Origin of the sequence: Pseudomonas sp. Seg1, from assembly GCF_018326005.1 — a bacterium.
In the GTDB taxonomy this organism is placed as follows: domain Bacteria; phylum Pseudomonadota; class Gammaproteobacteria; order Pseudomonadales; family Pseudomonadaceae; genus Aquipseudomonas.
This window is the reverse complement of sequence record NZ_AP021903.1, coordinates 1,286,838-1,312,781: the sequence shown is the minus strand read 5'-3', so window position 1 is coordinate 1,312,781 and position 25,944 is coordinate 1,286,838. Positions and strand designations below refer to the sequence as shown.

Annotated in this window: 18 protein-coding genes and 2 pseudogenes; 13 read left to right on the top strand and 7 right to left on the bottom strand. The window is 55.9% G+C overall.

Features of this window, described 5'->3' with window-relative positions; genetic code table 11:
- Positions 1 to 19: 19 nt before the first annotated feature.
- The 6 genes from KI231_RS05645 to KI231_RS05620 are packed head-to-tail and all read right to left on the bottom strand — an operon-like array spanning position 20 to position 7,418.
- Complete coding sequence (locus tag KI231_RS05645) at positions 20 to 1,030, bottom strand: chemotaxis response regulator protein-glutamate methylesterase (RefSeq protein WP_213027670.1); 1,011 nt, start codon at positions 1,028 to 1,030, stop codon at positions 20 to 22.
- The gene (locus KI231_RS05640) at positions 1,027 to 3,315 is read right to left on the bottom strand and encodes a hybrid sensor histidine kinase/response regulator (protein ID WP_213027669.1); all 2,289 of its coding nucleotides are present in this window, start codon (positions 3,313 to 3,315) and stop codon (positions 1,027 to 1,029) included. The genes KI231_RS05645 and KI231_RS05640 overlap by 4 nt, the downstream gene beginning before the upstream one ends.
- Positions 3,312 to 3,995, bottom strand: a complete 684-nt coding sequence (locus KI231_RS05635) for a chemotaxis protein CheW (protein WP_213028748.1) — start codon at positions 3,993 to 3,995, stop codon at positions 3,312 to 3,314. The genes KI231_RS05640 and KI231_RS05635 overlap by 4 nt, the downstream gene beginning before the upstream one ends.
- Positions 3,995 to 5,263 (bottom strand): CheR family methyltransferase, encoded by a 1,269-nt coding sequence (locus KI231_RS05630; protein ID WP_213027668.1) that lies wholly within the window; start codon positions 5,261 to 5,263, stop codon positions 3,995 to 3,997. Before KI231_RS05630 ends, KI231_RS05635 begins: the two co-directional genes overlap by 1 nt.
- Positions 5,260 to 5,796, bottom strand: coding sequence for a chemotaxis protein CheW (locus KI231_RS05625; RefSeq protein WP_213027667.1), 537 nt, complete (start codon positions 5,794 to 5,796; stop codon positions 5,260 to 5,262). Before KI231_RS05625 ends, KI231_RS05630 begins: the two co-directional genes overlap by 4 nt.
- Entirely contained in the window at positions 5,796 to 7,418 is a 1,623-nt protein-coding gene (locus tag KI231_RS05620) for a methyl-accepting chemotaxis protein (protein ID WP_213027666.1), read from the bottom strand. The genes KI231_RS05625 and KI231_RS05620 overlap by 1 nt, the downstream gene beginning before the upstream one ends.
- A gap of 516 nt (positions 7,419 to 7,934) precedes the next feature.
- Between KI231_RS05620 and KI231_RS05615 the strand changes: the two genes are divergently transcribed.
- The 9 genes and pseudogenes from KI231_RS05615 to KI231_RS29910 all read left to right on the top strand — a co-directional run bounded on the left by KI231_RS05615 (position 7,935) and on the right by KI231_RS29910 (position 19,004).
- Positions 7,935 to 8,450, top strand: coding sequence for an Hcp family type VI secretion system effector (locus KI231_RS05615; RefSeq protein ID WP_047601845.1), 516 nt, complete (start codon positions 7,935 to 7,937; stop codon positions 8,448 to 8,450).
- Between the two features lie 131 nt (positions 8,451 to 8,581).
- Positions 8,582 to 10,672 (top strand): type VI secretion system Vgr family protein, encoded by a 2,091-nt coding sequence (locus tag KI231_RS05610; protein ID WP_213027665.1) that lies wholly within the window; start codon positions 8,582 to 8,584, stop codon positions 10,670 to 10,672.
- Complete coding sequence (locus tag KI231_RS05605) at positions 10,669 to 13,893, top strand: hypothetical protein (protein ID WP_103307319.1); 3,225 nt, start codon at positions 10,669 to 10,671, stop codon at positions 13,891 to 13,893. Before KI231_RS05610 ends, KI231_RS05605 begins: the two co-directional genes overlap by 4 nt.
- Positions 13,890 to 15,143, top strand: coding sequence for a hypothetical protein (locus KI231_RS29920; RefSeq protein WP_249412099.1), 1,254 nt, complete (start codon positions 13,890 to 13,892; stop codon positions 15,141 to 15,143). The genes KI231_RS05605 and KI231_RS29920 overlap by 4 nt, the downstream gene beginning before the upstream one ends.
- 2 nt (positions 15,144 to 15,145) lie before the next feature.
- Positions 15,146 to 15,271, top strand: a pseudogene (locus KI231_RS29915) (Hcp family type VI secretion system effector); the annotation flags it as partial.
- Positions 15,272 to 15,867: 596 nt separating this feature from the next.
- Positions 15,868 to 16,464 (top strand): hypothetical protein, encoded by a 597-nt coding sequence (locus KI231_RS05595; protein ID WP_213028747.1) that lies wholly within the window; start codon positions 15,868 to 15,870, stop codon positions 16,462 to 16,464.
- A gap of 41 nt (positions 16,465 to 16,505) precedes the next feature.
- Positions 16,506 to 16,661: pseudogene (locus tag KI231_RS05590) on the top strand (Hcp family type VI secretion system effector); the annotation flags it as partial.
- A 209-nt stretch (positions 16,662 to 16,870) separates the two neighbouring features.
- A complete protein-coding gene (locus KI231_RS05585) occupies positions 16,871 to 17,602 on the top strand; it encodes a hypothetical protein (RefSeq protein ID WP_213027664.1) in 732 nt (243 codons plus the stop codon).
- A gap of 352 nt (positions 17,603 to 17,954) precedes the next feature.
- The gene (locus KI231_RS29910) at positions 17,955 to 19,004 is read left to right on the top strand and encodes a hypothetical protein (protein ID WP_249412098.1); all 1,050 of its coding nucleotides are present in this window, start codon (positions 17,955 to 17,957) and stop codon (positions 19,002 to 19,004) included.
- Positions 19,005 to 20,011: 1,007 nt separating this feature from the next.
- Here the strand turns inward: KI231_RS29910 and KI231_RS05575 are convergent.
- Complete coding sequence (locus KI231_RS05575; RefSeq protein ID WP_213027663.1) at positions 20,012 to 20,731, bottom strand: tellurite resistance TerB family protein; 720 nt, start codon at positions 20,729 to 20,731, stop codon at positions 20,012 to 20,014.
- A 178-nt stretch (positions 20,732 to 20,909) separates the two neighbouring features.
- Between KI231_RS05575 and KI231_RS05570 the strand changes: the two genes are divergently transcribed.
- From KI231_RS05570 to KI231_RS05555, 4 genes are all read left to right on the top strand, one after another.
- A complete protein-coding gene (locus KI231_RS05570) occupies positions 20,910 to 21,824 on the top strand; it encodes a LysR family transcriptional regulator (protein ID WP_007967749.1) in 915 nt (304 codons plus the stop codon).
- Positions 21,825 to 21,954: 130 nt separating this feature from the next.
- The gene (locus KI231_RS05565; protein ID WP_213028745.1) at positions 21,955 to 23,412 is read left to right on the top strand and encodes a gamma-aminobutyraldehyde dehydrogenase; all 1,458 of its coding nucleotides are present in this window, start codon (positions 21,955 to 21,957) and stop codon (positions 23,410 to 23,412) included.
- Positions 23,413 to 23,495: 83 nt separating this feature from the next.
- Entirely contained in the window at positions 23,496 to 24,647 is a 1,152-nt protein-coding gene (gene ydcS / locus KI231_RS05560; protein ID WP_213027662.1) for a putative ABC transporter substrate-binding protein YdcS, read from the top strand.
- A 259-nt stretch (positions 24,648 to 24,906) separates the two neighbouring features.
- Positions 24,907 to 25,944 carry an ABC transporter ATP-binding protein gene (locus tag KI231_RS05555; protein ID WP_213027661.1) on the top strand — a complete coding sequence of 346 codons (1,038 nt, stop codon included), beginning with the start codon at positions 24,907 to 24,909 and terminating at the stop codon, positions 25,942 to 25,944.

The following is a 25,944-nucleotide window of genomic DNA, read 5'->3' as shown; positions in this document are numbered from 1 at the left end:
GGATTGCGGATAAATCGGTTCATTTGGGGAAAATCTCCAGCAATCGTGGCGCTATCTTTTCCAGTGGGCGAATTTCGACGGCGGCATCAATGGCCGCGGCGGCCTTGGGCATGCCGTACACCGCACTGCTGTGCTGGTCCTGCGCGATGGTCAGATAACCCTGCTGGCGCATGAGCTTAAGCCCTTGCGCCCCGTCGCGTCCCATCCCGGTCAATAAAACCCCGACCGCATCACCGTTCCAGTAACTGGCGACGCTTTCGAAAAACACGTCGATGGAGGGTCGGTAGATCTCGTTGACCGGTTCGGCGGTGTAGGCCAGCGTGCCGTTTTTCAACAAGCGAATATGGTGGTTGGTGCCGGCCAACAGCACCGCGCCAGCTTGCGGCGGCTCGCCTTCGCGGGCGAGGCGCACGTCCAGGCCACTGGCGCTGGCCAGCCATTCGGCCATGCCGGCTGCAAACACCTGATCCACATGCTGCACCAGCACGATGGCCGCGGAAAAGTTGCGCGGCAAGCCTTTGAGCAACACTTCCAGTGCCGCCGGCCCGCCTGCGGAAGAACCGATTGCCACCAACCGCTGGCACGAGCCCGAGCTGCGTTGTGGTGTCGGCACCGGACGCGAACGCGGGGTTTTCTCGCCGATCAACCAGCCAATATTGAGGATCTTGCGCAGCAATGGCGCCGCCGCTTCTTGAGCGTTGCCGGCACCGAGGGCCGGGGTGTCGACCACGTCCAGCGCGCCGTGGCCCATGGCCTCGAAGACCCGGTGCACGTTCTGCTGGCGGTCGACCGTGACAATGACGATCGCGCACGGGGTTTCGGCCATGATGCGCCGGGTGGCTTCGACGCCGTCCATCACCGGCATGATCAGATCCATCAGGATCAGATCCGGGGTATTTTGCGCGCACAGTTGCACCGCTTCGGCGCCGTTGTAAGCGACCCAGACCACCTGATGCGCCGGCTCGAAGGCCAGCGCCCGGCGCAGCGCCTCCACCGCCATGGGCATGTCGTTGACGATTGCGATCTTCATGCCCGCGCTCCTCCGATAAGCTCAACCACTGCGTCGAGCAGGGCGTCGTCATGAAAACTGGCTTTGGCTAAATAATAGTCGGCGCCGGCGTCCAGTCCACGGCGCCGGTCTTCTTCGCGGTCCTTGTACGAGACCACCATCACCGGCAGCGATTGCAGACGGTTGTCGCGACGCAACAGCGTGACCAGTTCGATGCCGTCCATGCGCGGCATGTCGATATCGGTGATGAGCAAATCGAAGTCCTCCGAACGCAGTGCGTTCCAGCCGTCCATGCCATCCACCGCGACGGCCACGTCGTAGCCACGGTTGAGCAGCAGCTTGCGTTGCAGTTCGCGCACAGTCAGCGAGTCGTCGACCACCAGTACGCGCTTGCGTGCCGCTTCTGCGACCTGATTGCCGTGGCGGGCGATGCGTTCCAGGCGTCCGGTATTGAGCAGCTTGTCCACCGAACGCAGCATGTCCTCGACATCAACGATCAGCACCACCGAACCGTCATCGAGCAAGGCGCCGGCGGAGATGTCCTGCACTTTGCCCAGACGCTCGTCCAGAGGCAATACCACCAGCGTGCGCTCGCCAATGAAGCGTTCGACCGCCACCCCGTAGACCGCATCGCGCTCGCGGATGACCACGACTTTGAGGGTTTCACCGCTGTTCTGGCTGGCCGGGCGGTTGAGCAACTGGCTGGCGGCGACCAGGCCGACGTGCTGGCCTTCATGCCAGAAATGCTGACGACCTTCGACCTGCACGATGTCGTCCGGCGCCAGATCACACATGCGCTCGATGTGCGCCAGCGGGAAGGCATAGGCCTCTTCGCCGACTTCCACCACCAGACTGCGCACCACCGACAGGGTCAACGGTACTTCGAGATGAAAACGACTGCCCTCGCCCGCCGTCTGCTCCAGCACCACCGCACCGCGCAATTGACGAACCATGTGCTGAACAGCATCAAGCCCGACGCCTCGCCCGGACACTTCGGTGACGGTGTCGCGCAGGCTGAATCCCGGCAGAAACAGGAACGTCAGCAGCTCTTCTTCGCTCAACTGCGCGGCAGTCTCCGCCGGTGATAATTGTCGTTCGATGATGCTACGGCGGACCTTTTCCAGATCGACGCCGTTGCCGTCATCGCTCAATTCCAGGACCAGCAAACCGGCCTGATGCGAGGCCCGCAGGCGGATCAGGCCTTCCTCGGACTTGCCCTTGAGCAAACGCTGCTCCGGGGTTTCGATGCCGTGATCGACCGCGTTGCGCAACAAATGCGTGAGCGGCGCCTCAAGCTTTTCCAGCACATCGCGGTCGACCTGGGTTTTCTCGCCTTCGATCTCCAACCGCACCTGCTTGCCGAGGCTGCGCCCCAGGTCACGCACCATGCGCGTCTGACCGCTGAGCACATCGGCAAACGGCCGCATGCGACAAGCCAGAGCGGTGTCGTAGAGCACTTGTGCGCGCTGGCTGGCCTGCCAGGCAAACTCGTCGAGTTCGGCGTTCTTTTCTGCCAGCAGTTGCTGGGATTCGGCGAGCAAGCGCCGCGCATCTTCCAACGACTCCAGGGCCTCAAGGCTCAGTGCATGCTCCTTGAGATGCACGTTGAGATTTTCCAGGGCGCGCAGGCCGTTGTTCTGCATGCGCTTGAGGCGTTGCATGGTCGCCAGATGTGGCTTGAGGCGCTGGGTTTCGACCAGCGACTTGCTCGACAGGTCGAGCAGGCTGTTCAAGCGTTCGGCGGTGACGCGCAATACGCGCTCGCCACCTTCGGTGGTGCGTTTGTTCTTGCGTGGCGTCGGCTCGGATACCTCGACAGGGATTTCCACCGAAGGCGCCAGCAGCGGTTCGATTCGGGGCGGCGGCTCAAGCTGCAACTCGGCCATGACCGGGGCAGCCACCGGGGTGACCGGGGTCGAAGGGTCGAGCAATTGCCCCATCAAGGCGACATACGCCTCGATGTCTGGCGGTTGCGGTGCGTTCGCCGGTGTCGCGATGCGCATCAGCAGGTCGGTGCCCTGCAACAACGCGTCGATGTGTTCCGGGCGCAGCAACAAACGCCCCTCCTGCGCGCTGACCAGACAGTCCTCCATCACATGCGCGACGCTGACGCCGCTGTCGATGCCGACGATCCGCGCCGCGCCCTTGAGCGAGTGCGCCGCGCGCATGCACGACTCCAGTTGATCGGCCTGGGTCGGATTGCGCTCCAGCGCCAGCAGCCCGGCACTGAGTACCTGGGTCTGGGCTTCGGCTTCGAGGCTGAACAGCTCCAGCAGGGAGGCGTCGCGCATTTGTTCGGGGGTCATGTGAGGCTCCGGGTCACGGCGAACAGCAGCTGTTCTTCATCCAGCCAACGCAGACTGCGACCTCGATATTGCAGGACGCCACGGGTGTATCTGGCGTTAGCCTGCGCGCCGGAACGTGAGGCGGCGTCGAGTATTCGTTCATCGATGGCGTGGATGCCGTCGACCTCATCCACCGGTACTACGACCGGCCCGCCATCGGCAGCGATGATCAGCATGCGCGGCATGATCCGCGCACCGTTGGCCGGGGCCGAGTTACCGTCCAGATCCAGCAGCTCGACCAGCGACAGGCACGCTACCAACGCTCCGCGCACATTCGCCACACCGAGCAAGGCCCGCGAGCGCTGGTGCGGCAACGAGTGAATCGCCTGCAACGGCGCCACTTCTACCAGGCTGCGAGTGGCCAATCCGAGCCATTCTTCGCCGAGACGGAACATCAGCAGCGAACGGGTCTTCAGATCGGTTTCAAGCGCCGTCGCCACTGGATCGCGCTCGTCCTGCTGCAAGGCATAACGATCGAGCAGGCGCGTGGCGGCGGCGGAATACACCGAGCAGTTACGGCAATGAATATGTTCTTCCAGCAACGGACACGACTTGTCGCCGTGGATGCCGATGCGGTTCCAGCAGTCATCGATGGCCCGGGCGTCTTCGTGGGTGACGTTCAAGGTGTCGGACGCGATCATCATTTACGCTCACTGTCGGCGGTACGGCCGCTGCGGGCGGCGCGTTCCTGCAATCGTCTGGCACCGGCGCTGTCACCCTGGGCCTGCAACAAGGCGGCCAGGTGCATCAGCGCTTCGGGGTGTTGCGGTTCGAGGTACAAAGCCTTGCGGTAGTAACCCTGGGCTTCGAGGGCCAGACCTGCAACATCGCTGAGCAGGCCGAGCCAGTAAAACACCTGCGCCACCGGTTCATGGCTGCGCAAATACTGCTCGCACGCAGCGCGGGCCTCGGCGCTTTTGCCTTCGTTGGCCAGTGCGGCGATGTTGGCCAATAGCGTGGCCGCGTCGGGATTCGCACTTTTGCTGGTCACCGGCATCGACGTCACGGAGGCAAAGGGTCGATTACGCACGGGCGGCGGCGGTGTGCTGCGCACGGGTTGGCGTACCGGCAATGGGACGGGTGCGGGAATGGGCACCGGCTCGGGCTGCGGATCGCTGTGGCGACTGAAGGCAAACGACTGCGGGATACCAATCGAACGCATGCCCAACCGCCCGAGCAGACTGCCCTCGGCCGGACCGATGAACAGCACGCCGTCGACATGCGTCAGGCGCTTGAGCACTTCGAACACTTGCTTCTGGGTCGGCTGATCGAAATAGATCAGCAGGTTGCGGCAGAACACGAAATCGAAGGCTGGCTCACTGGCCAATAGCGTTGGATCGAGCACATTGCCGACCTGCAAACGCACCTGCTCGCGGACGATTTCGTTGACCCGATGGCCGTCCTGTTCAGGTGTGAAGTGCCGCTCGCGATAGTCCAGATCCTGGCCGCGAAACGAATTCTTGCCGTACAGCGCCCGCCGCGCCTTGTCCACCGACAGCGGGCTGACGTCCATGCCGTCGACCTTGAACTGATGCGGTTTGAGCCCGGCATCGAGCAAGGCCATGGCAATCGAATAGGGTTCTTCGCCGGTCGAACACGGCAGGCTGAGGATGCGCAGCGCGCGCATGTTGTTCAATTCGGCGAGGCGCTTGCGTGCCAGTTTGCCCAGCGTGGTGAAGGATTCCGGATAACGGAAAAACCACGTTTCCGGGACGATCACCGCTTCGATCAGCGCCTGTTGTTCGTCTCGCGAAACTTGCAGCAACTGCCAATACTCGTCGGCATGCGCCGCTTGCGAGAGCGTCGTGCGCTGGCGCACGGCACGTTCAATAATTGCCGGACCGACCGAGGTGACGTCGAGGCCGATACGCTCCTTCAGGAAGTCGAAAAAACGCTGATCGCTGCTCATGGCTGTGCCTCAAGCTGCGCCGGATCACGCGGCGGATTGGGGAACAGCAAAGTGCGCACCGAATCATCCAGCAAATCATTTACCCGCACCCATTGCACCAACCCCTGAGCATCCTCGCGCACCGGGCCGAGGTACGGCGCCTCACGGTTATCGAGGCCGTAAGGCTGAAACTCGTGCGGATGGCAACGCAGGGTGTCGGTGGCCTGCTCAAGAATCAGTCCGAGCCATTGCGTCGGTTGCGTTTCGTCCGGGCGGTAATGCACCAACACCAATCGCGTACTGGTGCGCGCCTCGGCAGGCTGACCGAACGTCAGCGCACTCAGGTCGATGACCGGCACCACCGCGCCACGATAGGCAAACACCCCGGCGACCCAATGCGGCGCGCGGGCAATCGGCTTCAACGGCAGGCGCGGCAGCACCTCCGCCACCTCGGTGGCGCGCAAAGCGTAGCGCTCGCTGCCAATACGAAACAGCAGGAACAACGCCGGCTTCACCACTTGCGCGGCGCTGCGTTTGGCGATGATTTCACTCATCAGACTTTGAATCGCGAGACGCCGCTGCGCAGCCCGACGGCCACCTGGCTCAGTTCGTCGATGGCGAAACTGGCCTGACGCAACGACTCGACGGTCTGGCTGCTGGCGTCGCCCAGTTGCACCAGCGCATGGTTGATTTGCTCAGCGCCAGTGGCCTGCGCCTGCATGCCTTCGTTGACCATCAACACCCGCGGCGCCAGCGCCTGCACCTGGTGGATGATCTGCGACAGCTGCTCGCCGACCTGCTGCACTTCGGACATGCCGCGACGCACTTCTTCCGAGAACTTGTCCATGCCCATCACGCCTGCGGATACCGCCGACTGGATCTCGCGCACCATTTGTTCGATGTCATACGTGGCGACGGCAGTCTGATCCGCCAGACGCCGTACTTCGGTGGCAACCACGGCGAAACCGCGGCCGTATTCGCCAGCTTTCTCCGCCTCGATCGCCGCGTTGAGCGAGAGCAGGTTGGTCTGGTCGGCGACCTTGACGATGGTCACCACCACCTGATTGATGTTGCCGGCCTTCTCGTTGAGGATCGCCAGTTTGGCGTTGACCAGATCGGCCGCGCCCATCACCGAATGCATGGTGTCTTCCATGCGCGCCAGGCCCTGCTGGCCGGAGCCGGCGAGCACCGAGGCCTGATCGGCGGCGGTGGAGACTTCGGTCATGGTGCGCACCAGATCCCGCGAGGTGGCGGCGATCTCACGGGACGTCGCGCCGATCTCGGTGGTCGTGGCAGCGGTTTCGGTGGCAGTGGCTTGCTGTTGCTTGGAGGTGGCGGCGATCTCGGTCACCGAGGTGGTCACCTGCACCGAGGAGCGCTGCGCCTGAGAAACCAGCGACGTCAGCTCGGTCATCATGTCGTTGAAGCCGGTTTCCACTGCGCCGAATTCGTCTTTGCGCTCAAGGTTCAAACGGCTGCTCAAGTCGCCGGTGCGCATGATTTCGAGGATTTGCACGATGCGGTTCATCGGCGCCATGATCGCGCGCATCAGCAGCAAGCCACAGGCACCGGCGGCCAGCACGGCCACCAGCAGCGAGATGAACATGCTGATCTTCGCTGCCGCGACGGCATCGTCGATATTGGCCATGGCCTGATCGGCGACTTTCTTGTTTTCGCTGATGATGTCGTTGAGTTTCATGCGCCCGGTGTACCAGGTCGGTGTCAGCTTTTCGCTGAACAGCTTGACCGCGTCGGCTTCCAGATTGCGCTTGTGAAGATCCAGCACCTGATCCTGAATCTGCATATAAGCGTCGTGATATTTCTCGAACGCGGCGAACTCGACCCGATCCTCGTCCGTGGTGACGGTATTGCGGTAGTTGGCCATCTGCTCTTGCAGGCGGTTTTCGAACGCCTTGTAGTCGGCGGCATCTTCGCTACTGATGCCCTGCCCTTCCTTGAGCCCGAGCAACTCCTGAGTCTGCAGGTAACTGTCGACCCAGGCGCCGCGGATCATCGAGCTGTAATAAACCCCGGGGATCGCGTCGTCGCGCACGCTGCTTTCACTGCTTTCAATCTTCAGCAGCCGCGAATACGACACGACCACCATCAGCAACATGATCGCGATAATCACCGCAAAGCTCGCCAAAATGCGTTGGCGCAACGTCCAGTTCTTCACAGTGATTCCTCGTGCCTAGGTCGAAATGCGGGGAGTATAGCCGAGGGCAGTGTTTCATTAATAAGACGCTTTTTAACCCCCGGGCCGGCCCGGCGTGGTTTGCCGGGCGGCTCTGGGGTGGGACTGTCCGCCAATCCGGGGCTGGCGTACCAGTGACGGAATGACAAAAGGAGGCGATGGATCGGTCATTCGTGACCGGCCAATGGCGGCGAAGAGCCATGATGCGCAAGAAGTTGCGCACTTGTTTTCAATTTTCAGCTACCAACTTGGCTACAGCCCATACGCCACAAGGCCTGTAGCCAAGTGCGCAAGAAGTTGCGCAGTACTGCGCAACTTCTTGCGCACTTTTACCCTGAATCCCCGCTGAAAAATCCTACAAAGCGCAGGCCAGAGCGGTTTCACCCCCGGCTCCCGGGGACCTCACAAAAGCTGGCACGCTCCTTGATAACAGTCAGGCACCCACCGGGCGATTTCGCCTCCCGGGCACCTTAAATTTATCCGCAAGGAGAGCATCCCATGGCAACACCAGCGTACATGTCGGTTACCGGCGAAAAACAAGGCCTGATCACTGCAGGCGCTTTCACCGCCGACTCCGTTGGCAACACCTACCAGGAAGGCCACGAAGACCAGGTCATGGTTCAGGCTTTCAGCCACGACGTGATCATCCCGCGTGACCCGCAATCCGGTCAGCCAACCGGTCAGCGCGTTCACAAACCTGTTGTGATCACCAAGGTCTACGACAAGGCTTCGCCTCTGCTGCAAGCCGCTCTGACCTCGGGCGAGCGCATGAGCGAAATCGTTATCCAGTGGTACCGCACTTCGGCTCAAGGTACTCAAGAGCACTACTACACCACCAAACTGGAAGACGCGATCATCGTCGCCATCAACAACAAAATGCACAACTGCCAGGACCCAGGCAACTCGCACTTCACCCACCTGGAAGAAGTGCAGTTCACCTACCGCAAAATCACCTGGACCCACGAAGTATCCGGTACTTCGGGTTCCGATGACTGGCGTGCTCCAGTCGTTTAATTACGGCTGATCGCTTCACACATCGGCCAGCTCTGCTGGTCGATGTTGTTTACGCCCCTCCAGAATTTCGCGTACGTTGACCCGCTTTGCGGCCGTCGACGAGCGCCGCTGTACAGCACGAGGAACAACGGATGTTCGCGCCGGCCAACGAAACTCACTTTGCCCTGACCATCGAAGGTCTTTCCGCCGACTTTCAGGTGTTTACCCTGCAAGGCCGGGAGGCCATCAGCCAGCCTTTTGTCTTCGAGGTGGAACTGGTCAGTGAGCAGCCGTCGCTGGACCTTGAAACCCTCCTGCACAAACCGGCCTTCCTGCAACTGTCGCCCGACGGCAGCGGCATCCACGGCCAGATCTACCGCGCCGCGCAAGGCGACTCGGGCAAGCGCCTGACCCGTTATTCCGTGACCCTGCGCCCGCAACTGGCGTACCTCGCGCACCGCATCAACCAGCGCATCTTCCAGAACCTCAGCGTGCCGAAAATCATCGGCATGGTCCTCGAAGAGCACGGCATCCAGAGCAACGCCTACGAATTCCAGACCCACTCGATCTACCCCGAGCGCATCTACTGCGTGCAGTACGACGAGTCGGACCTGCACTTCATCCAGCGCCTGTGCGAGGAAGAAGGCATTCACTACCACTTCCAGCACAGTGCCACCGCGCACAAACTGATCTTCGGCGATGACCAGACGGTGTTCCCGAAACTCAAACCCGTGGCCTATCAGCAAGACTCCGGCATGGCCGCCAGCGACCCGGTGATCAAGCGCTTCGACCTGCGCCTGGAAACCCGCACCAGCCGCACCACGCGTCGCGATTACGACTTCGAAAAACCGCGAATCACCCTCGAAAGCGAAAACCGTGGCGACGCCCTGCCCGACCTCGAGGACTACGACTACCCGGGCCGCTTCGTCGACCGCGAACGCGGCAAGCACCTGGCCAAACGCGCCCTCGAACGCCACCGCAGCGACTTCCAACTCGCCGAAGGCAAAAGCGATCAACCGTTGCTGGTCAGCGGCCATTTCCTCGCACTCACTGCGCACCCGAAAGCCAAGTGGAACGACCTCTGGCTGCTCACCGAAGTCCTCCACGAAGGCAAACAGCCGCAAGTCCTCGAAGAGTCGGTGACCAGCGACACCACCGCGCTGAAAGACGATTTCCACCAGGGCTACCGCAACCGCTTCCAGGCCACCCCGTGGGACGTGCCCAACCGCCCGCCCCTGCGCCACCCGAAACCGCGCATCCTCGGCAGCCAGAGCGCCGTGGTCACCGGCCCCAAAGGTGAAGAGATCCATTGCGACCAGTACGGCCGCGTCAAGGTCCAGTTCCACTGGGACCGCGAAGGCCAGGCCGACGACAAGACCAGCTGCTGGCTCCGCGTCTCCAGCGCCTGGGCCGGCGCCCAGTACGGCGGCATCGCCATCCCGCGCATCGGCATGGAAGTACTGGTGACGTTCCTCGAAGGCGACCCCGATCAACCGCTCATCAGCGGCTGCCTGTACCACAAGGAAAACACCGTTCCCTACGAACTGCCGGCGAACAAGACGCGCAGCACCTTCAAAACCCTGAGCTCCATGGGCGGCAGCGGTTACAACGAACTGCGCATCGAAGACAAGAAAGGTCAGGAGCAGATCTACCTGCATGCCCAGCGCGATTGGGACGAAAACATCGAGCACGACCAGAAGATTCGGGTCGGCAACGAGCGTCACGACACGGTCGAGAAGAACAGCTACACGGAATTCAAGGCCGAAGAACACCACACGGTTTTTGAGGACCGCAAGGTTGAAGCGCAGGCCAATGATCACCTGACGGTGGGAGTGAATCAGCACATCAAGATTGGTACAGGGCAGTTCATTGATGCGGGGCAGGAAATCCATCTTGATAGCGGCATCAAAGTCGTGCTGGAAGCGGGAGCTGAGCTGACGCTGATCGGAGGGGGCAGCTTTATCAAGATCGACGCCGCTGGCGTTACCATGAGCGGCCCGGTGATCAACATCAACTCCGGCGGCAGCCCCGGAAGCGGTACTGGCGCTGCTGCGGTACTTCCTGTACCGCCCAAGCCGGCCGATACCGCACCGGTCGGGCAAACGCTGGGCAACGCACCGGTCAACACGGCCGCACCAAGAAAAACCAGCGAGAAAGGCAAAGAGGCGCTCATCGTAGACGTGTGGGGAGACCCGGATTTGGGTAGTCAATTGCAATTGTTGGGGCCAGAGGACAAGGCATGAGTGAGTTCAAGGACAAGTCCATTACCGAAGGGACGCGCAAGAAGACTGACTACGAAAATGCGCAAAAATCGAGGTTGGCGCTTAACGTAGAACGCACCGATGGCGGCAAGCTGCAGATTCCGATCATGGTCGATGCTAGGACCACTGAAGAAGAAGAGAAGTATCAGCACAACACCTTGCTTGCAGTCACACCGCTGGCGCGGCTGCCTGGGCATGACAAACTGACTGAAACGCTGAAGGGCGCACTCCCCCGCCCCGGCCGTATCTATGTGTTCCTAAAAAACAAACTGTGGCGAGAACTGGAAACCGACGGCAAAGGTCAGTTGTTCGAAGTTGATGTAGCCCACTGGCGCAAGATTGCCGAGAAAAAAGGTGATGCAGACAAGCGCGACCCAGTGTGCGTTAAACAGTTCTTGATACTGGTTCCGATGTTTCTACAGGGTAGATTCGTTGGCGATCAACTGAGCATGGCTTACAGTGAGCTGCCTTGGACGTGGGAGTACATCGAATGGCTCGAAAAGGATGCGGGGCGGATCAAGGCTCGCAGTCAAAATATGGCACCTGCCTGGGCGGCGACTGCAGGTGAGACGCAGCATTGGAAGGCTTCTTTGATTTACCCGGCGACACCAATAAAGGGTATTACCAAAGGACTCCGAGCGCGAGAACTGCACGTAGAAACCTTGCTGGAAGATCCAAGTCTATTCACTCCCGATTTGACGACTCTGCCAGCTACTACACTCATCAAACAACTGGAAAAGTACCAACAAGAGCTCGCGGGGCATCTGAACACTACCCCGCCCTCGCCTCCCGATGCTTTACCCGCAAGTACCGATGTGCTCAGCGAGTATAAACTCCGTGACTACCCGCATTTGGTGGGGTTCATCGTCGACGATCCATTGTTTACATTCCGTCATGCTGTCGCTCAGTGCAGATTGGCAGTCGAACTGCTTCAAACTCTCAACGCACTTGTTCCATATCAACCTTTTGGTCACTACGCCGAACTCCTCTATCAAGAAGTGCTGTCACCTGCAGGCAGTTTGAAAGACTTGCTACCGCACGTCGATGAGGATGGATTAAAAAAGACCACCCTCCATGCTGAGCGTGAAAAAGCTCGAGAAGTTATCTATATCCAGCAAGAACGCATGCTTGACTTAGTTAACAAAAGCTTGCCTTCAATCTGGAATGACTACACCTACAGTAAGGATGAACGGCTGTTAGAGCCCTACGCTCTATTGGTTGAACTGTTGGAAATACTAGGTTGCTCGGCAAAAAAATCTGATCCCCGGTGTATTGAGCCAGAGGACAGCAAAGTCAGTGCGGCGGTGTTAAAGCTGAGTAGAGACTTGGCTGCCGCAACTAACGCTCTGACCAAAGATTTGCTGCCGACGACTAACGGTGAATTACCAGCGACAGCGAGCAAACTTGCTGCATTCAAGAGTACTGAAAAAGAAGCGAATCCGGAAAACCTTGGGCTAAGTTCTCTATCATTGTTCAGCAATTTATACATCGGACAGAACGTAGCGCTCGCAGTAGATGAAGTAGCCGCGCATATTGCCCACGCCACCGCTGCCATAGCAAAAAAAGTAGCTGAGAGCGAAAATATTACTCAAGTTGAAATGGTCAGAGTATTCGGACCAAGCTTTACGTTCGCCAACAAACTTTCCAGTAAAGCAAAAAATCTGAGGTTGATCACTCAAGGTGAAGCCTTGGGTCAGAACCTGGTTGTATTGGGTATACATGGCGCCGGATTGAGTTTCGGAGTCACGCCGGACGAACGAACTACTCTCACGCGTAAAAACTTCCTTGTGGCGAATTTTGAAGGAAGAAACGGACAAATCGTTGGCACGACAAGCGGCAAAGTAGCGGAACGCCTGTCCTTCGCTAAAAAAGAGCTTGGATATGTAATGGTGGTGGCAGGTTCTGCAGATGATCCGATTGTTCAAGAATATATGCGTTGGCGCATGGCGATGCCTGCTATGGCATCGGCAGAGAAACTGAAAAAAAATATCGCTCTTCCTGGGATAGCAACGGCATTTGCGGCATTTAGTTTATATGCTAATACGGTGGGTGCTAAATCGATCTATGACAATGGCGAGCGCGCTAGATTTGGCGTTGGCGTGCTAGCTGCGTCAGCTGACCTCGGATTGGCAGCAAACAATGTGGCATTAAAGATTTTAGAAAACTCAAAGGCGAATAAATCACCTTGGCTTGCGTTCTGGGAGGATGGCCGTTTTGATACAAAAAACTTAAGCAAACGTCTAGCACAAAACCTCCTTAAAAGGACAGGAGATACATGGCTAAATTGGACACGTGTAGGCTCAGTCGTGGCCATTGCTGCAACCACAGTGCTGTTCATATGGGATGCAGGCCGTTCTTTCCAGCAAGGAGAGAATAAAGTAGCGATGGCCTACAGTATAGCCGCGCTGGGGTCTGGAATGTGGGCTTTTTATTCAATAGGATTGTTAGCCAGCCCGTGGATATTAACTGCAGGTGTTATTTTATTCGTCACTGGCTTGATCGGCAGCGTATTACTAACCAATAGCCCACTGGAGCAAGTTGTTAAACAAGGTCCATTTGGCGACAGCAAGGGGCTGACACACTTGAACAACCCAGTAATTGCCTACCAACAATTACTAGGCTTTTTGGGAGCACCACGATTCAAAATTACGCGACTGCGTGACTGGCAAAAAGAAGCAAAGAAAGAAGAACAAGAAAAAATAACTCTTACAGCTAATGAGCTCAATGTAAAGTTAAACCCATACGACTGGATTGTTGAGCTACAGACACCTCTGCTAGGTCACTTCGAAAACGGAATAAACTTCAAAATAAGAGCTAAAGAAATAGTAAGAACACTACAAAACAATACGGGATGGAACTACCGACCACCAGTGGACATAACTCGTGAAAAACTTGGCGGCGTAGTACTAGATGATTCACGCATAATCTACATACTTGCCCATCAAAATCAAGTAATAGAGGAAAATAACATTAGACGCAACTTTACCACTTGCGAATACAGCCTGAAAGTTTACGGGCAATTTGAGCTTGGACAACCTCAATGCCTAGCAGAAGATCCATTCCCTGAATACCGTAATATTATTTTACCACAACCGAAGCCAAGCTCATGGGAGCCATACCCTGGTCCTCAGCCAACTAATAAAGATGGGGCAGACGACGTGCCTTATTGGTTGATAGAACAGAGAGATTTCTTAAAAATATGAACCCTAAAGAACTTCAAGCCAATAGATACGGAATTGCGGCGTTCAATAGTCAGGTAATTCCTAAATTACCTGCTCACAAACGGACGGAAGAATCGAAGAGTTTCGGATTACTTCGAAGCACTCTCCACTGGGGAAACTATGCAAATCTTGAGCCCTGGCAGGACGTAAGTGCACAGCTTCATCAACTCAATAACCGTGAGAAAACTAAAGATGAAAACGAAACCTACTCAAAAACCAATGAACACTGGCACTTTGACAACTCAAGTAAAATCCAAATATTGCACCCATTTTTAAAATGGAGTTGCATAGCCTTTGTACCTTGGATATTTTGGACGTTAGTTATGTCCGGGGCAATATCCCGACCTCTAGATCACATGATGAAGAACCATAGTACGTACTCCTCAATGGCGATCGCTTCAATCATTCCACTACTCGCCCTTCTAATGATGGGATTTAGCTCCTGGTTCATGTGGTCTGACGAACCAAAATATAAAAAATACCTAACCCAAATGTCGTTTGGCATCCTGACATGCACTACGGCATCAGTTATCGATTATGGCAATCCTGTGTACGGCGAAAATCTTCTGATAGGAAGTGCAGCCATGGTAGTTAGCGTAGTCATGGGACTGGTAGGATGGGACTACTTATTTGTTAAGTATCTACAATTTTTCCAGCACGATGGCAGCGAATTCAATAGGAAAACGGGAATACTCACCGTCGCTCGCCGTTTTCGTCCAGCCTTCTCTGCGCCATTTTATGAATTCGATGCATCGATGGAATTGCGACCATCTCCCCACGGCAACAGCAGTACGGCTATTTGGTTACATCACCGTTACAGTGATTTCGAGATTTTTCTTGGAGGCAAGGTCCAATCGTTAGGAATGAGTCGTGAAGAATGCTTGGCATTCTGGGATACCTTGCAGCGCTATATGGACGTAAGTCAACCATTGCCGGAATTACCACTCCTTGAACAATTCCGCCATCTAGATCCGACCACTGCGGCTCATGACAAACTCTCCAACCGACCACCACGCCGTTGGCGCGATACTAAATACAAAGTATGGGATCGCACCGAACGACCTGCCATGATGAAAAAAAACCTGAATTATCCTTGGCAAACTGAAGCCTGCATTTTGGCGGCCGAAATTGATTCCACGTTGAGTATCGAAGACTACTATCATTCTCAAGAGAAGAAAGGCATTAATTCCACCCCTAAAGCAACTGATTACGATAATATTCACCGCCCATGATTATCTATATTGCCAATATAAACAAAATGCACTCTTGTCAGGATCCAGGCAACTCGCACTGCTCCCACCTGAAAGAAGTGCAGTTCACCTACCGCAAAATCACCTGGACAGCCGAGCTTTCTAAATGACTGGTAGGGCAAACATACCTTATGCAACAGGTGCCTACCGCAGCAATAGCGATTCACCATTACCTCCTCCGAAATGGGCTGAGGATGCTAATAGGTCAGGGAACTTTGACACGCATCTAGCCTTTGGTCATTACGCTAACTTAGAACCTGCGACCGAGATAAATAATCAGTTACAAGGTGAAGAGCGAACGATATATCGGCAACAACAAAACCAAGGAAAAGAGGAAGGAACCTATTGCGACGCCAAGCGCTGGCGCTTTCAAAATTCAAGCAAGATTCCACAGATTATTCTTGCATGTAAAATGATGTGCTTTTTCTTCATATGGGTTCTTTGGGGAACGGGACTCATAGTTGAGTTCCTACCTGACACCGGACGTAAAGACTTCAATGCATTTCTGATTCTAGTGTCATCGTTTCTAGTTGCCGCGCTAATGATTAGCTCACTCGCTCTTTACATGAACGGAAAAATAGCCGTTCATTACTTGCAAATAATAGGTTTTTTTACATTATCCATATCTGCCTACTCACAGACGGGGGCGCTATGGGGTAGTGATAAGCTACATATTTACTTATGGTTCGGCACCCTTCTTTACTTTTTGGGTGCTGTTGGCTTCAATTGCCTGCTGTGGGTTTATAGCAAGTTGAGCACCCACGACGGAAGCGAGTTCAACCGCCTTGACGGTATGCTCCGTTTCAAGCGTCGCTTCCGTCGACTCTTCGTTGCCCCATTTGAAGAGTTCGATCCGGTGCTGCAACTGCTTCCAAGCGGTTATGGCTCCCACGACTACGCGTTGTGGCTGCATCATCGCTATACCGACACCAAAATTTGCTTGGCGACCAAGGTTCACTCGCTGGGATTGGATCAGGCCAACACACTCGCTTTTTGGGATTGTCTACAGCGTTACATGGATATCACGCAGCCACTACCTGACCTGCCTGTGCTTGAGCAAAGTCGACATCTTGATCCCGTGACAGTGGCCCACGACGCAAAAACTGGCCGCAACCCACGACGATGGAGAGATCAGTCGGAGAAAGGATGGATCACAGGCGGCCAGAAGGCTCTGGCCAAGCAGTTGCAGGAATATCCGTGGCAAAAAGAACCCTGCATCGTTAAAGCGCGTATCGATCCATCGTTGACGATTGAGGCGTATTACCGCGCTCAAGAAGCAAACGGGATACATGCCACTCCGTAAGCCGATGACTTCGATAATATTCATCGTTCATGATTACCTATGTCGCCATCAACAACAAAATGCACAACTGCCAGGATCTAGGCAACTCGCACTTCACCCACCTCGAAGAAGTGCAGTTCACCTACCGCAAAATCACCTGGACCCATGCAATATCCGGTACTTCGGGTTCCGATGACTGGCGTGCTCCAGTCGTCTAATTACGATTGATCGCTTCACACATCGGCTAGCTCTGGTCGATGTTTTTTTCTAACGAAGGAGATCGAGGTATAGATATCAACTAGAACTATCTAGCGAAGGGGTAAAGGATCAAAAAGACACACGCATCAAGGCGTTAGCACTTTCTAGTACAAACATTAGGCGGTCGAATGCAGGGCGCGGTGGTGCCAATTCCGCTTAAGGAGGTTAAATGACTACTTTAATACCAGACAAAAACGCCATCGAACAAGCACCAATCACGGGCGATGTCCAAATGTCTTGGACAATCAAAGCATTACCTCACAATACTTCAATCATGGACATGGGCATGATTGTACTTACCCTAATCGGACTAACCGCACTCTTAAATGGAATATATGAAATATTTTATCTTGAGCTCCCACTACGGCAACGCTCAACATTCCTAAGCGCACACTTCGGAATTGTATGTCTATGTATGACTCTATATTTCTGGACCTTAGTTATACGGCAAAAATATATATACCACTATGTTGTTACCGACAAAGAAATCGATGTCAAATACAAAACCCACTTCCCGAAGTTTGCGGGAACCTTCTTCAAATGGCTATCTGGGATATTCATCTTCACAGTTTTCATATTTATTATCTTTAATCCATCAGCAGCATGGCTACTGGCCGGTCCCGCTGGAATTTCTATTGTGAGCGCCATACATCTTTTAAATTGGAAAAACCCAACAAAAAGTTTAAGATTCACTTGGGATCGACCAAATCTAGTAATTACCGATAGAAAGCGGAACTTAGTTGCCATTCAGCGCCGTCACAACCCAGAAATGCGCCTTGAAGATAACTACCTTTATATACCGGTACACCTACATAAAGCTGATATTGACAAATTCTTAGTACTCGCAAAGAAATTTACTCGGCCGTCTACAGATTTTGAAGAGGGCCGCGACAAAAATTAATTATTTTTGCAAGATCAAAAAAAACAGCAACTAGGTCTTAGTTTAAAACCTGAACTGACCAATGAGCAAACATATGTCAGACATGCATTAAGCTTAGCAAATATTAACCCCCTTATCGCTCGGCTCGTCGTACCTGAAAACTGGTGCGGTGAGCAGTCTCAACTTAAACTGCGATTGAGTGTTCAGCCTGACACTGCGAATGCTCCCCTGAAAGCTACGGACGAATACCTGTATTACCCCATATCCTTAAGTTTTCTTGGGGCTGGAAAAAATAGCGTCGTTAATGGCGAGCCATCCGTCCGAGCCAGTCGAATACCATTACAGTGGGTCGACGTGAAACCGGAGAATCTGCATGCTTGAAAACAAATATGATCGGCTGCCTCACGCAGGTGATGTCGAGAGAGAACCGGGAACTGAGATAGTCTATTTATCACCGAAACCGGTACCGACCGGAGTGCTACCTTTCAGTGCGCGCCAACTGCACCGCTATGCCAATGAGGTTTTCTTAGACTTTGCCATCTCCCGAGGAAATTTTGAGTTTATGGCCCGAGCAGGAATTGGGGCGGTAATGTTCCTGTTAATTTTTCTGTTTTTTACAACGGGGTTTGGGTCTTGGATAAGAAGAGATGTAGAGCCGTTTTGGAGTAGTTGGCTTGATTTCTTTACAAGCATTGCTGTCTGGGGTTTTGTGGGAGCACTTGCAACTCTTTACCTTTGCGTATTTTTCTTTGCAATTCGCCAAGCCAGCAATCAACCTCCCATACGCTTCAATCGCCAGCGTCGGGAAGTGGTTTATGTTCCCAAGAAGGGAATGACCCCTCGTTATGTGCCGTGGGAAGAGGTTATCGCGAGCGTTTCAGTTAGCAAGCTGATCACCCAATATGCTGTAATCCCCGAGTTCAAACTTATGATCGGACTTCGCGACAAAAATGGCGATGTGCTTTGGGTCAGTGTTCCAAGTGGAAATTTGAACCAAGCCATAGCTGAGTGGGAGGCGATACGTGTCTATATGGAGGAAGGGCCTCAAGCGTTAACCATGAAGCAATCAGATGAATTCGAAGCAGGATCAGTCGCGTATTTTCATATGTGTAGACAAGGGTACCGTTCTCATCATTCATTCCTTCGGTATATCTGGGGATTTTTGATTATTCAGTTTTTCAGTGGCTGGACGATACCTTGTTACATCGCAGCCTGGATCAATAACCGCCCCAAAGCCGCCTTCCCTAGAGAAATCCTGGAATGGTCAAGATCTCTCCCCCTCGAGCAATACGCTATGCCAAGCGAAGCGTTGCTCAAGGAGAGCGCCGAAATCAGGAAGGCCTTCGCCAAAGGTCAGAACCTGTTGGATTACTTCAAGGTGAAGCTTGCAGAGCCATCTCGCGAGACCGAATCCACCAACTGATGAATAGTGCCTTTGACGATAAATACGACCGACTTCCTCACGCCGGAGACTTCGAAACAAAATCCGGCATTGAAGTGGTTTATATTTCGCCACGGCCCATCCCCACAGGAATGCCACCGTTTAGTGCACGTCAACTGCATCGTAATGTGAACTAAACTTTTCTGGACTTCGCTATCGGGCAAGGTAATTTTGAATTTATGTCACGAACCGGCATCGGGTCGATAATGCTAATCGTGACACTATTATTCTTTATCTCAGGATTCGCGTCTTGGATTAGAAGGTATGAAGAACCCTTCCTTTATGCTTGGTTGAAATTTTTCTTCAACCGCGTGCTGTGGTCGATTATCAGATCAATCTCTCTAACATACATTTATTTTTTCTTTCAGGCAGCGCACCAAGTATCTCTTTAGCCACCCATCCGTTTCACTCGAGAGCGCCGCGAAGTTGTATTCACCCCCAAAAAAACACGATAACCGGTGCTATATACCTTGGGAGGATGTCATTGTTTGCGCATCTGTTGGAAAGCTCATTACTCAATATTCAGTAATGCCTGAATTTAAATTACTGATTGGCTAAAGAGATGCCAACACAGGTGATGTGCTGTGGTCTGTGATCCCGAGTAGCAACTTGAGTCTTGCCGTTTCTGAGTGGGAGGCAATTCGTGTCTACATGGAGGAAGGAATGGTTTCCTTACCACCAGATTAATCAGATGAGTTTGAGGAAGGTACTGTCGATTTTTTCCATCTATGCCGTCGCATCTGCCGTGCGGATCACTCCTTCGTACATGAGACTGTCTCCGAATGGAAAGCCATACGCGTCTACATGGAAGAAGGCCCTTCAGCACTCCCGACACCTTAACCTGAGGAGTTTGAAGAGGGTACTGTCGCTTACTTCCACATGCGCCCTAAGGGATACCTCTCGCGATGCAATCGACAAGTACATTTCCATCACCATAAAACTGCAAAAAAAATCGCAGCTCAAAGCTGCGATTTTTCTTTTTCTACTGTTTAAACAACCGCCAACCGCACCTGCTTCTCCAACTCCACCTTCAACCCCGGCTCCAGTTTCAACTGTTTCGCCAGCTCATCCAGATAGCTCTTCTCCATGAAGTTCTCCTCGTCCACCAGCATCACGCTGGCGATGTACATCTCCGCAGCCATCTCCGGCGTGCTGGCAGCGCGGGCGACGTCGGTGGGGTCGAGAGGTTTGTTGAGTTCGGCGTGGAGCCAGTGTTGTAGCTCTTGGTCGTTGTCGAGTTTGCTGAACTCGCCTTCGATCAGTTGGCGCTCGCGGTCGTCGATGTGGCCGTCGGCTTTGGCGGCAGCGACCAGGGCTTTGAGGATTGCCTGGCTGTGTTGTTCGGCTTGCGCGGGTGGCAAGCGGTCGAGGGTTTGTGGCTCGGTTTGCGGTGCGGTGCCTTTTTGGGCGTTGTAGTTGCCGTAGGCTTTGTAGGCCAGCACACCCAGGGCGGCGAGGCCGCCATAGATTGCGACTTTACCGCCGACCTTGCGCACTTTCTTGTTGCCGAGCAGCAGGCCCATTGCGCCGGCCGCCAATGCGCCACCGCCCGCACCTGAGAGCAGACCGCCGAGGGCGCCTTTGCTGGATGATCCGCCAAGCAAGCTGCCCAAGGCGCCGGACGATTTGTTCTGCGAGCCGCCGGCCTTGTTTTGCAACAGATCCTGGCCGGATTTGAGTAGTTGATCGAGCAATCCACGGGTGTTCATGTTCCGCCTCCAAAACAGGGGTTATCCGGATCTATAAGGCCCTCAGCCTAGTTCGAAAGTGCCCCTGCCCTGTTTGCGAGTGTGCTTCCAGATGTTGCTCAGTAGGCGCAAGGCGTTCGCGAAAATAGATATACACTCAGGCCAATCTATAAAAACCGCCCACTGGGTACCCCTTCTCATGATGACCTTGCGTCAGATTCGTCACTTCATCGCCGTGGCCGAAACCGGCTCGATCTCCGCCGCCGCGCAAACCGCGTTTATCTCCCAATCGACTCTGACGCTGGCGATCCAGCAACTGGAGGAAGAAATAGGTGTCAGCCTGTTCAGCCGTCACGCTAAAGGCATGACGCTGACACACCAAGGTCATCAATTCCTGCGCCAGGCGCACCTGATTCTGGCGACCGTGGACAACGCCAAGCGCAGCCTGCAACAGAGCACTGATCAGGTTGCCGGGCAGTTGATCGTCGGGGTGACCAGTCTGGTCGCCGGTTATTACCTCGCGGATCTACTGACTCGATTTCAACGGGCCTATCCCAACGTTGAAATAAGAGTGATGGAGGATGAACGGCCCTACATCGAGCATTTGCTGGTCAGCGGCGAGATTGATGTCGGTGTGCTGATCCTCTCCAACCTCGAAGACCGCCATGCCTTGCAGACGGAAGTGCTGACTCACTCCCCACACCGTTTATGGCTGCCGGCGCAGCATCCGTTGCTGGAACACGACAGCATCAACCTCGCCGACGTTGCCCGCGAACCGCTGATTCAACTGAACGTCGATGAGATGGATCGCAACGCTCAGCGACTTTGGCGCGGCGCCGGGCTGCAACCAAAAATCACCCTGAGAACCGCCTCCACCGAAGCCGTGCGAAGCCTTGTTGCGGCGGGCTTGGGCGTTTCGATTCAGCCGGACATGACCTATCGCCCATGGTCACTGGAGGGCGACATCATCGAGGCGCGGCCCATTGCCGATCTCAATCAGACCCTCGATGTCGGTCTGGCCTGGCGCCGTGGTACCGCGCGCCCGGCTCTGGTCGATCCCTTCCTGACCGTCGCCCGTGAACAACCCCACGGCGGCCGCAAGCCATCTATTTAATCGAATGCAACCTTCAGTATTTAGAATTTGTCGACCTCGGAGCCGCGCACTAGTCTTGCTGCATCTATAAGACGTTCGGCTCCCGGTCACAGGGAGCGTCATGAATACACAAGAAAAGAGATCGCGGAAAATGGCTGGCGTGCAACCCCCGATGTGTACCGCGTTGTTGATCAACGGCGAACTGGTCGCCGGGGAAGGTTTCGTCGAGCCGATCCTCAACCCGGCAACCGGCGAAATCCTCACGCACATCGCCGAGGCCAGCACCGAGCAGGTCGAAGCCGCGATCCTTGCCGCCCACCGCGCCTTTGACGGCTGGTCGCGCACCACGCCGCAGCAACGCTCCAACCTGTTGCTGGACATCGCCAATGCCGTCGAAAAACACGCCGATCACCTCGCCCGCCTCGAATCGCTGAACTGCGGCAAGCCACTGCACTTGGCTCGTCAGGACGATCTGACCGCGACCGTCGATGTGTTCCGTTTCTTCGCTGGCGCCGTGCGTTGCCAGACCGGCCAGCTCAGCGGCGAATACCTGCCCGGCTACACCAGCATGGTCCGTCGCGATCCGATTGGCGTGGTCGCCTCGATTGCGCCGTGGAATTACCCGATCATGATGGCCGCGTGGAAAATCGCTCCGGCCCTTGCCGCCGGCAACACGCTGGTGTTCAAACCGTCCGAACACACGCCGTTGTCGATTCTGGCGTTGGCGCCTGCGTTGGCCGAAATCCTCCCGCGTGGGGTGATCAACATCATCTGCGGTGGCGGCGAAGGCGTCGGCAGCCATCTGGTCGGCCACGCTAAAGTGCGCATGGTCTCGCTGACCGGCGATATCGTCACCGGCCAGAAAATCCTCCAGGCCGCTGCGAAAACCCTGAAACGCACGCACCTCGAACTCGGCGGCAAAGCCCCGGTGATCGTCTGCAACGACGCCGACATCCAGGCCGTCGTCGAAGGCGTGCGCACCTACGGTTATTACAACGCCGGTCAGGATTGCACCGCTGCTTGCCGGATCTACGCCCAGGCCGGCATCCACGACAAATTGGTCGCTGAGTTGGGCGCAGCAGTCAGCAGCCTGCGCTTCGCCGGCAAACGTGATGCCGATAACGAGATCGGCCCGCTGATCAGCACCCGCCAGCGCGACCGCGTCGCCAGTTTCGTCGAACGCGCCCTTGGTCAGCCGCACATCGAACGCGTGACCGGTGCGGCGGTGCATTCCGGCGCCGGTTTCTACTATCAGCCGACGCTGCTCGCCGGTTGCAAACAGAGCGATGAAATCGTCCAGCGCGAAGTGTTCGGCCCGGTGGTCACCGTGACCCGTTTCGACGAACTCGCGCAAGCCGTCGACTGGGCCAACGATTCGGAATACGGCCTCGCCTCGTCGGTGTGGACACAAAATCTGGACAAGGCGATGCAGGTTGCCGCGCGCCTGCAATACGGCTGCACATGGATCAACAGCCATTTCATGCTGGTCAGCGAAATGCCCCACGGCGGGCTGAAACGCTCCGGTTACGGCAAAGACTTATCCAGCGATTCGCTTCAGGACTACAGCGTGGTGCGGCACATCATGGCCCGCCACGGTCAGCATCTCTGACTACGCTAATAACAAGCCGAAAACGGCATGCTTCACCGCGTTCAAAACTGCCCCGACCATAATTTAAAGAAGAGGGTTCAACCATGTTCGTGCACAAGACCGCACTGCTCAGTGCAATCACCACGGCCTTGCTGGCCAGCGCCAGCCTGCAAGCGGCAGAACCGCTGAAGGCTGTCGGCGCTGGCGAAGGTCAGCTGGATATCGTCGCGTGGCCGGGTTACATCGAACGTGGCGAGAGCGACAAGGCCTACGACTGGGTGACCGGTTTCGAGCAGGAAACCGGCTGCAAGGTCAATGTGAAGACGGCTGCGACCTCCGACGAAATGGTCAGCCTGATGGCCAAGGGCGGTTACGACCTGGTCACAGCATCGGGCGATGCGTCGCTGCGGTTGATCGTCGGCAAGCGCGTGCAACCGATCAACACCGCGTTGATCCCGAACTGGAAGACTCTCGACCCGCGCCTGAAAGATGCGCCGTGGTACGTGGTCAACAACCAGACCTACGGCACCCCGTACCAGTGGGGCCCGAACGTGTTGATGTACAACACCAATGTGTTCAAGACGGCGCCGACCAGTTGGAACGTGCTGTTCGACGCGCAGGATCTGCCCGATGGCAAGCCGAACAAGGGCCGCGTGCAGGCCTATGACGGCCCGATCTACATCGCCGATGCGGCGCTGTATCTGAAATCGACCAAGCCTGAACTGGGCATCAGCGATCCGTATCAACTGACCGAAGCGCAGTACAAAGCCGTGCTCGATCTGTTGCGCGCACAGCAGCCGCTGATCCACCGCTACTGGCATGACACCACGGTGCAGATGAGCGACTTCAAGAACGAAGGTGTTGTCGCTTCCAGCGCATGGCCGTATCAGGTCAACGGTCTGATGAACGAGAAGCAGCCAATTGCTTCGACCATTCCGAAAGAAGGCGCTACTGGCTGGGCTGATACCACCATGTTGCACGCCGAGGCCAAGCACCCGAACTGCGCGTACAAGTGGATGGACTGGTCGCTGAAACCGAAAGTCCAGGGTGATGTGGCGGCGTGGTTTGGTTCGTTGCCGGCGGTACCGGCGGCGTGCAAGGAGAGCGAACTGCTCGGCGCCGAGGGCTGCAAGACCAACGGCTTTGATCAGTTTGACAAAATCGCCTTCTGGAAAACCCCGCAGGCTGAGGGCGGCAAGTTTGTGCCGTATAGCCGCTGGACCCAGGACTACATCGCGATCATGGGCGGCCGCTAAGCCCGAGAGCAACTCGGTCAAGCTCCCTTTCCCTCTCGCCTCCTGGAGAAGAGGGAGCTAAAAGCGGATGGCATTCACCGTTAGATGCCGATCATTCCCACGCTCTGCGTGGGAATGCATCCGGACGCTCCGCGTCCATTTGCACGAGGTGACGCAGAGCGTCACAGGCTGCATTCCCACGCAGAGCGTGGGAACGATCACTCGAAAAAGTCCAGGCAGGGCCGCTGCGACGGCCTTCGCCTTTTTGGAGCACCGCACCATGACGCTTGCAGTCCAGTTCACCAACGTTTCCCGGCAGTTTGGCGAAGTGAAGGCCGTTGACCGGGTTTCCATCGATATCGAGGACGGCGAGTTCTTTTCCATGCTCGGCCCTTCCGGCTCGGGCAAGACCACCTGCCTGCGCCTGATCGCCGGGTTCGAACAACCGAGCGCCGGCTCGATCCGCATTCACGGCGCCGAAGCGGCCGGTCTGCCGCCGTATCAACGTGATGTAAACACGGTGTTTCAGGATTACGCGCTGTTCCCGCACATGAACGTCCTCGACAACGTCGCCTATGGATTGAAGGTCAAAGGCGTCGGCAAAACCGAACGGCACAAACGTGCCGAAGAAGCCTTGGACATGGTCGCCCTCGGCGGCTACGGCGCACGCAAACCGGTGCAGTTGTCCGGTGGTCAGCGCCAGCGTGTCGCCCTCGCCCGCGCGCTGGTCAATCGTCCGCGCGTGCTGTTGCTCGATGAGCCTTTGGGTGCACTCGACCTGAAACTGCGCGAGCAAATGCAGAGCGAACTGAAGAAGCTGCAACGCCAACTCGGCATTACTTTTATCTTCGTCACCCACGATCAAACCGAAGCGCTGTCCATGTCCGATCGCGTCGCCGTGTTCAACAAGGGCCGCATCGAACAGGTCGACACGCCGCGCAACCTGTACATGAAACCGACCACCACTTTCGTGGCTGAATTTGTCGGCACTTCAAACGTCATTCGTGGTGATCTGGCTCGCCAAATCAGCGGTCATCCGCAGCCGTTTTCGATCCGTCCGGAACACGTGCGTTTCGCCGAGGGCCCACTCGCCAGCCACGAAATCGAGATCAGCGGATTGCTCCACGACATCCAATATCAGGGCAGCGCCACGCGCTATGAATTGAAACTGGAAAACGGCCAGACCCTAAGCATCAGCCACGCCAATAACCAGTGGATCGACAGCAGCGCACAACACCAGACCGGCCAGCGCCTCAGTGCGCGCTGGGCGCGGGAAGCGATGATCCCGCTGCACGACACCGTAACAAGCGGGGTGTGA

What these genes read in the sequence shown, in the direction of transcription:
- KI231_RS05630 (WP_213027668.1), bottom strand. Translation starts at nt 5,263, where the DNA reads ATGAGCAGCGATCAGCGTTTTTTCGACTTCCTGAAGGAGCGTATCGGC.
- KI231_RS05555 (WP_213027661.1), top strand. Translation starts at nt 24,907, where the DNA reads ATGACGCTTGCAGTCCAGTTCACCAACGTTTCCCGGCAGTTTGGCGAA.
- KI231_RS05570 (WP_007967749.1), top strand. Translation starts at nt 20,910, where the DNA reads ATGATGACCTTGCGTCAGATTCGTCACTTCATCGCCGTGGCCGAAACC.
- KI231_RS05575 (WP_213027663.1), bottom strand. Translation starts at nt 20,731, where the DNA reads ATGAACACCCGTGGATTGCTCGATCAACTACTCAAATCCGGCCAGGAT.
- KI231_RS05585 (WP_213027664.1), top strand. Translation starts at nt 16,871, where the DNA reads ATGACTACTTTAATACCAGACAAAAACGCCATCGAACAAGCACCAATC.
- KI231_RS05645 (WP_213027670.1), bottom strand. Translation starts at nt 1,030, where the DNA reads ATGAAGATCGCAATCGTCAACGACATGCCCATGGCGGTGGAGGCGCTG.
- KI231_RS05625 (WP_213027667.1), bottom strand. Translation starts at nt 5,796, where the DNA reads ATGAGTGAAATCATCGCCAAACGCAGCGCCGCGCAAGTGGTGAAGCCG.
- ydcS (WP_213027662.1), top strand. Translation starts at nt 23,496, where the DNA reads ATGTTCGTGCACAAGACCGCACTGCTCAGTGCAATCACCACGGCCTTG.
- KI231_RS05565 (WP_213028745.1), top strand. Translation starts at nt 21,955, where the DNA reads ATGGCTGGCGTGCAACCCCCGATGTGTACCGCGTTGTTGATCAACGGC.
- KI231_RS29910 (WP_249412098.1), top strand. Translation starts at nt 17,955, where the DNA reads ATGCTTGAAAACAAATATGATCGGCTGCCTCACGCAGGTGATGTCGAG.
- KI231_RS05615 (WP_047601845.1), top strand. Translation starts at nt 7,935, where the DNA reads ATGGCAACACCAGCGTACATGTCGGTTACCGGCGAAAAACAAGGCCTG.
- KI231_RS05605 (WP_103307319.1), top strand. Translation starts at nt 10,669, where the DNA reads ATGAGTGAGTTCAAGGACAAGTCCATTACCGAAGGGACGCGCAAGAAG.
- KI231_RS05635 (WP_213028748.1), bottom strand. Translation starts at nt 3,995, where the DNA reads ATGATCGCGTCCGACACCTTGAACGTCACCCACGAAGACGCCCGGGCC.
- KI231_RS05640 (WP_213027669.1), bottom strand. Translation starts at nt 3,315, where the DNA reads ATGACCCCCGAACAAATGCGCGACGCCTCCCTGCTGGAGCTGTTCAGC.
- KI231_RS05610 (WP_213027665.1), top strand. Translation starts at nt 8,582, where the DNA reads ATGTTCGCGCCGGCCAACGAAACTCACTTTGCCCTGACCATCGAAGGT.
- KI231_RS29920 (WP_249412099.1), top strand. Translation starts at nt 13,890, where the DNA reads ATGAACCCTAAAGAACTTCAAGCCAATAGATACGGAATTGCGGCGTTC.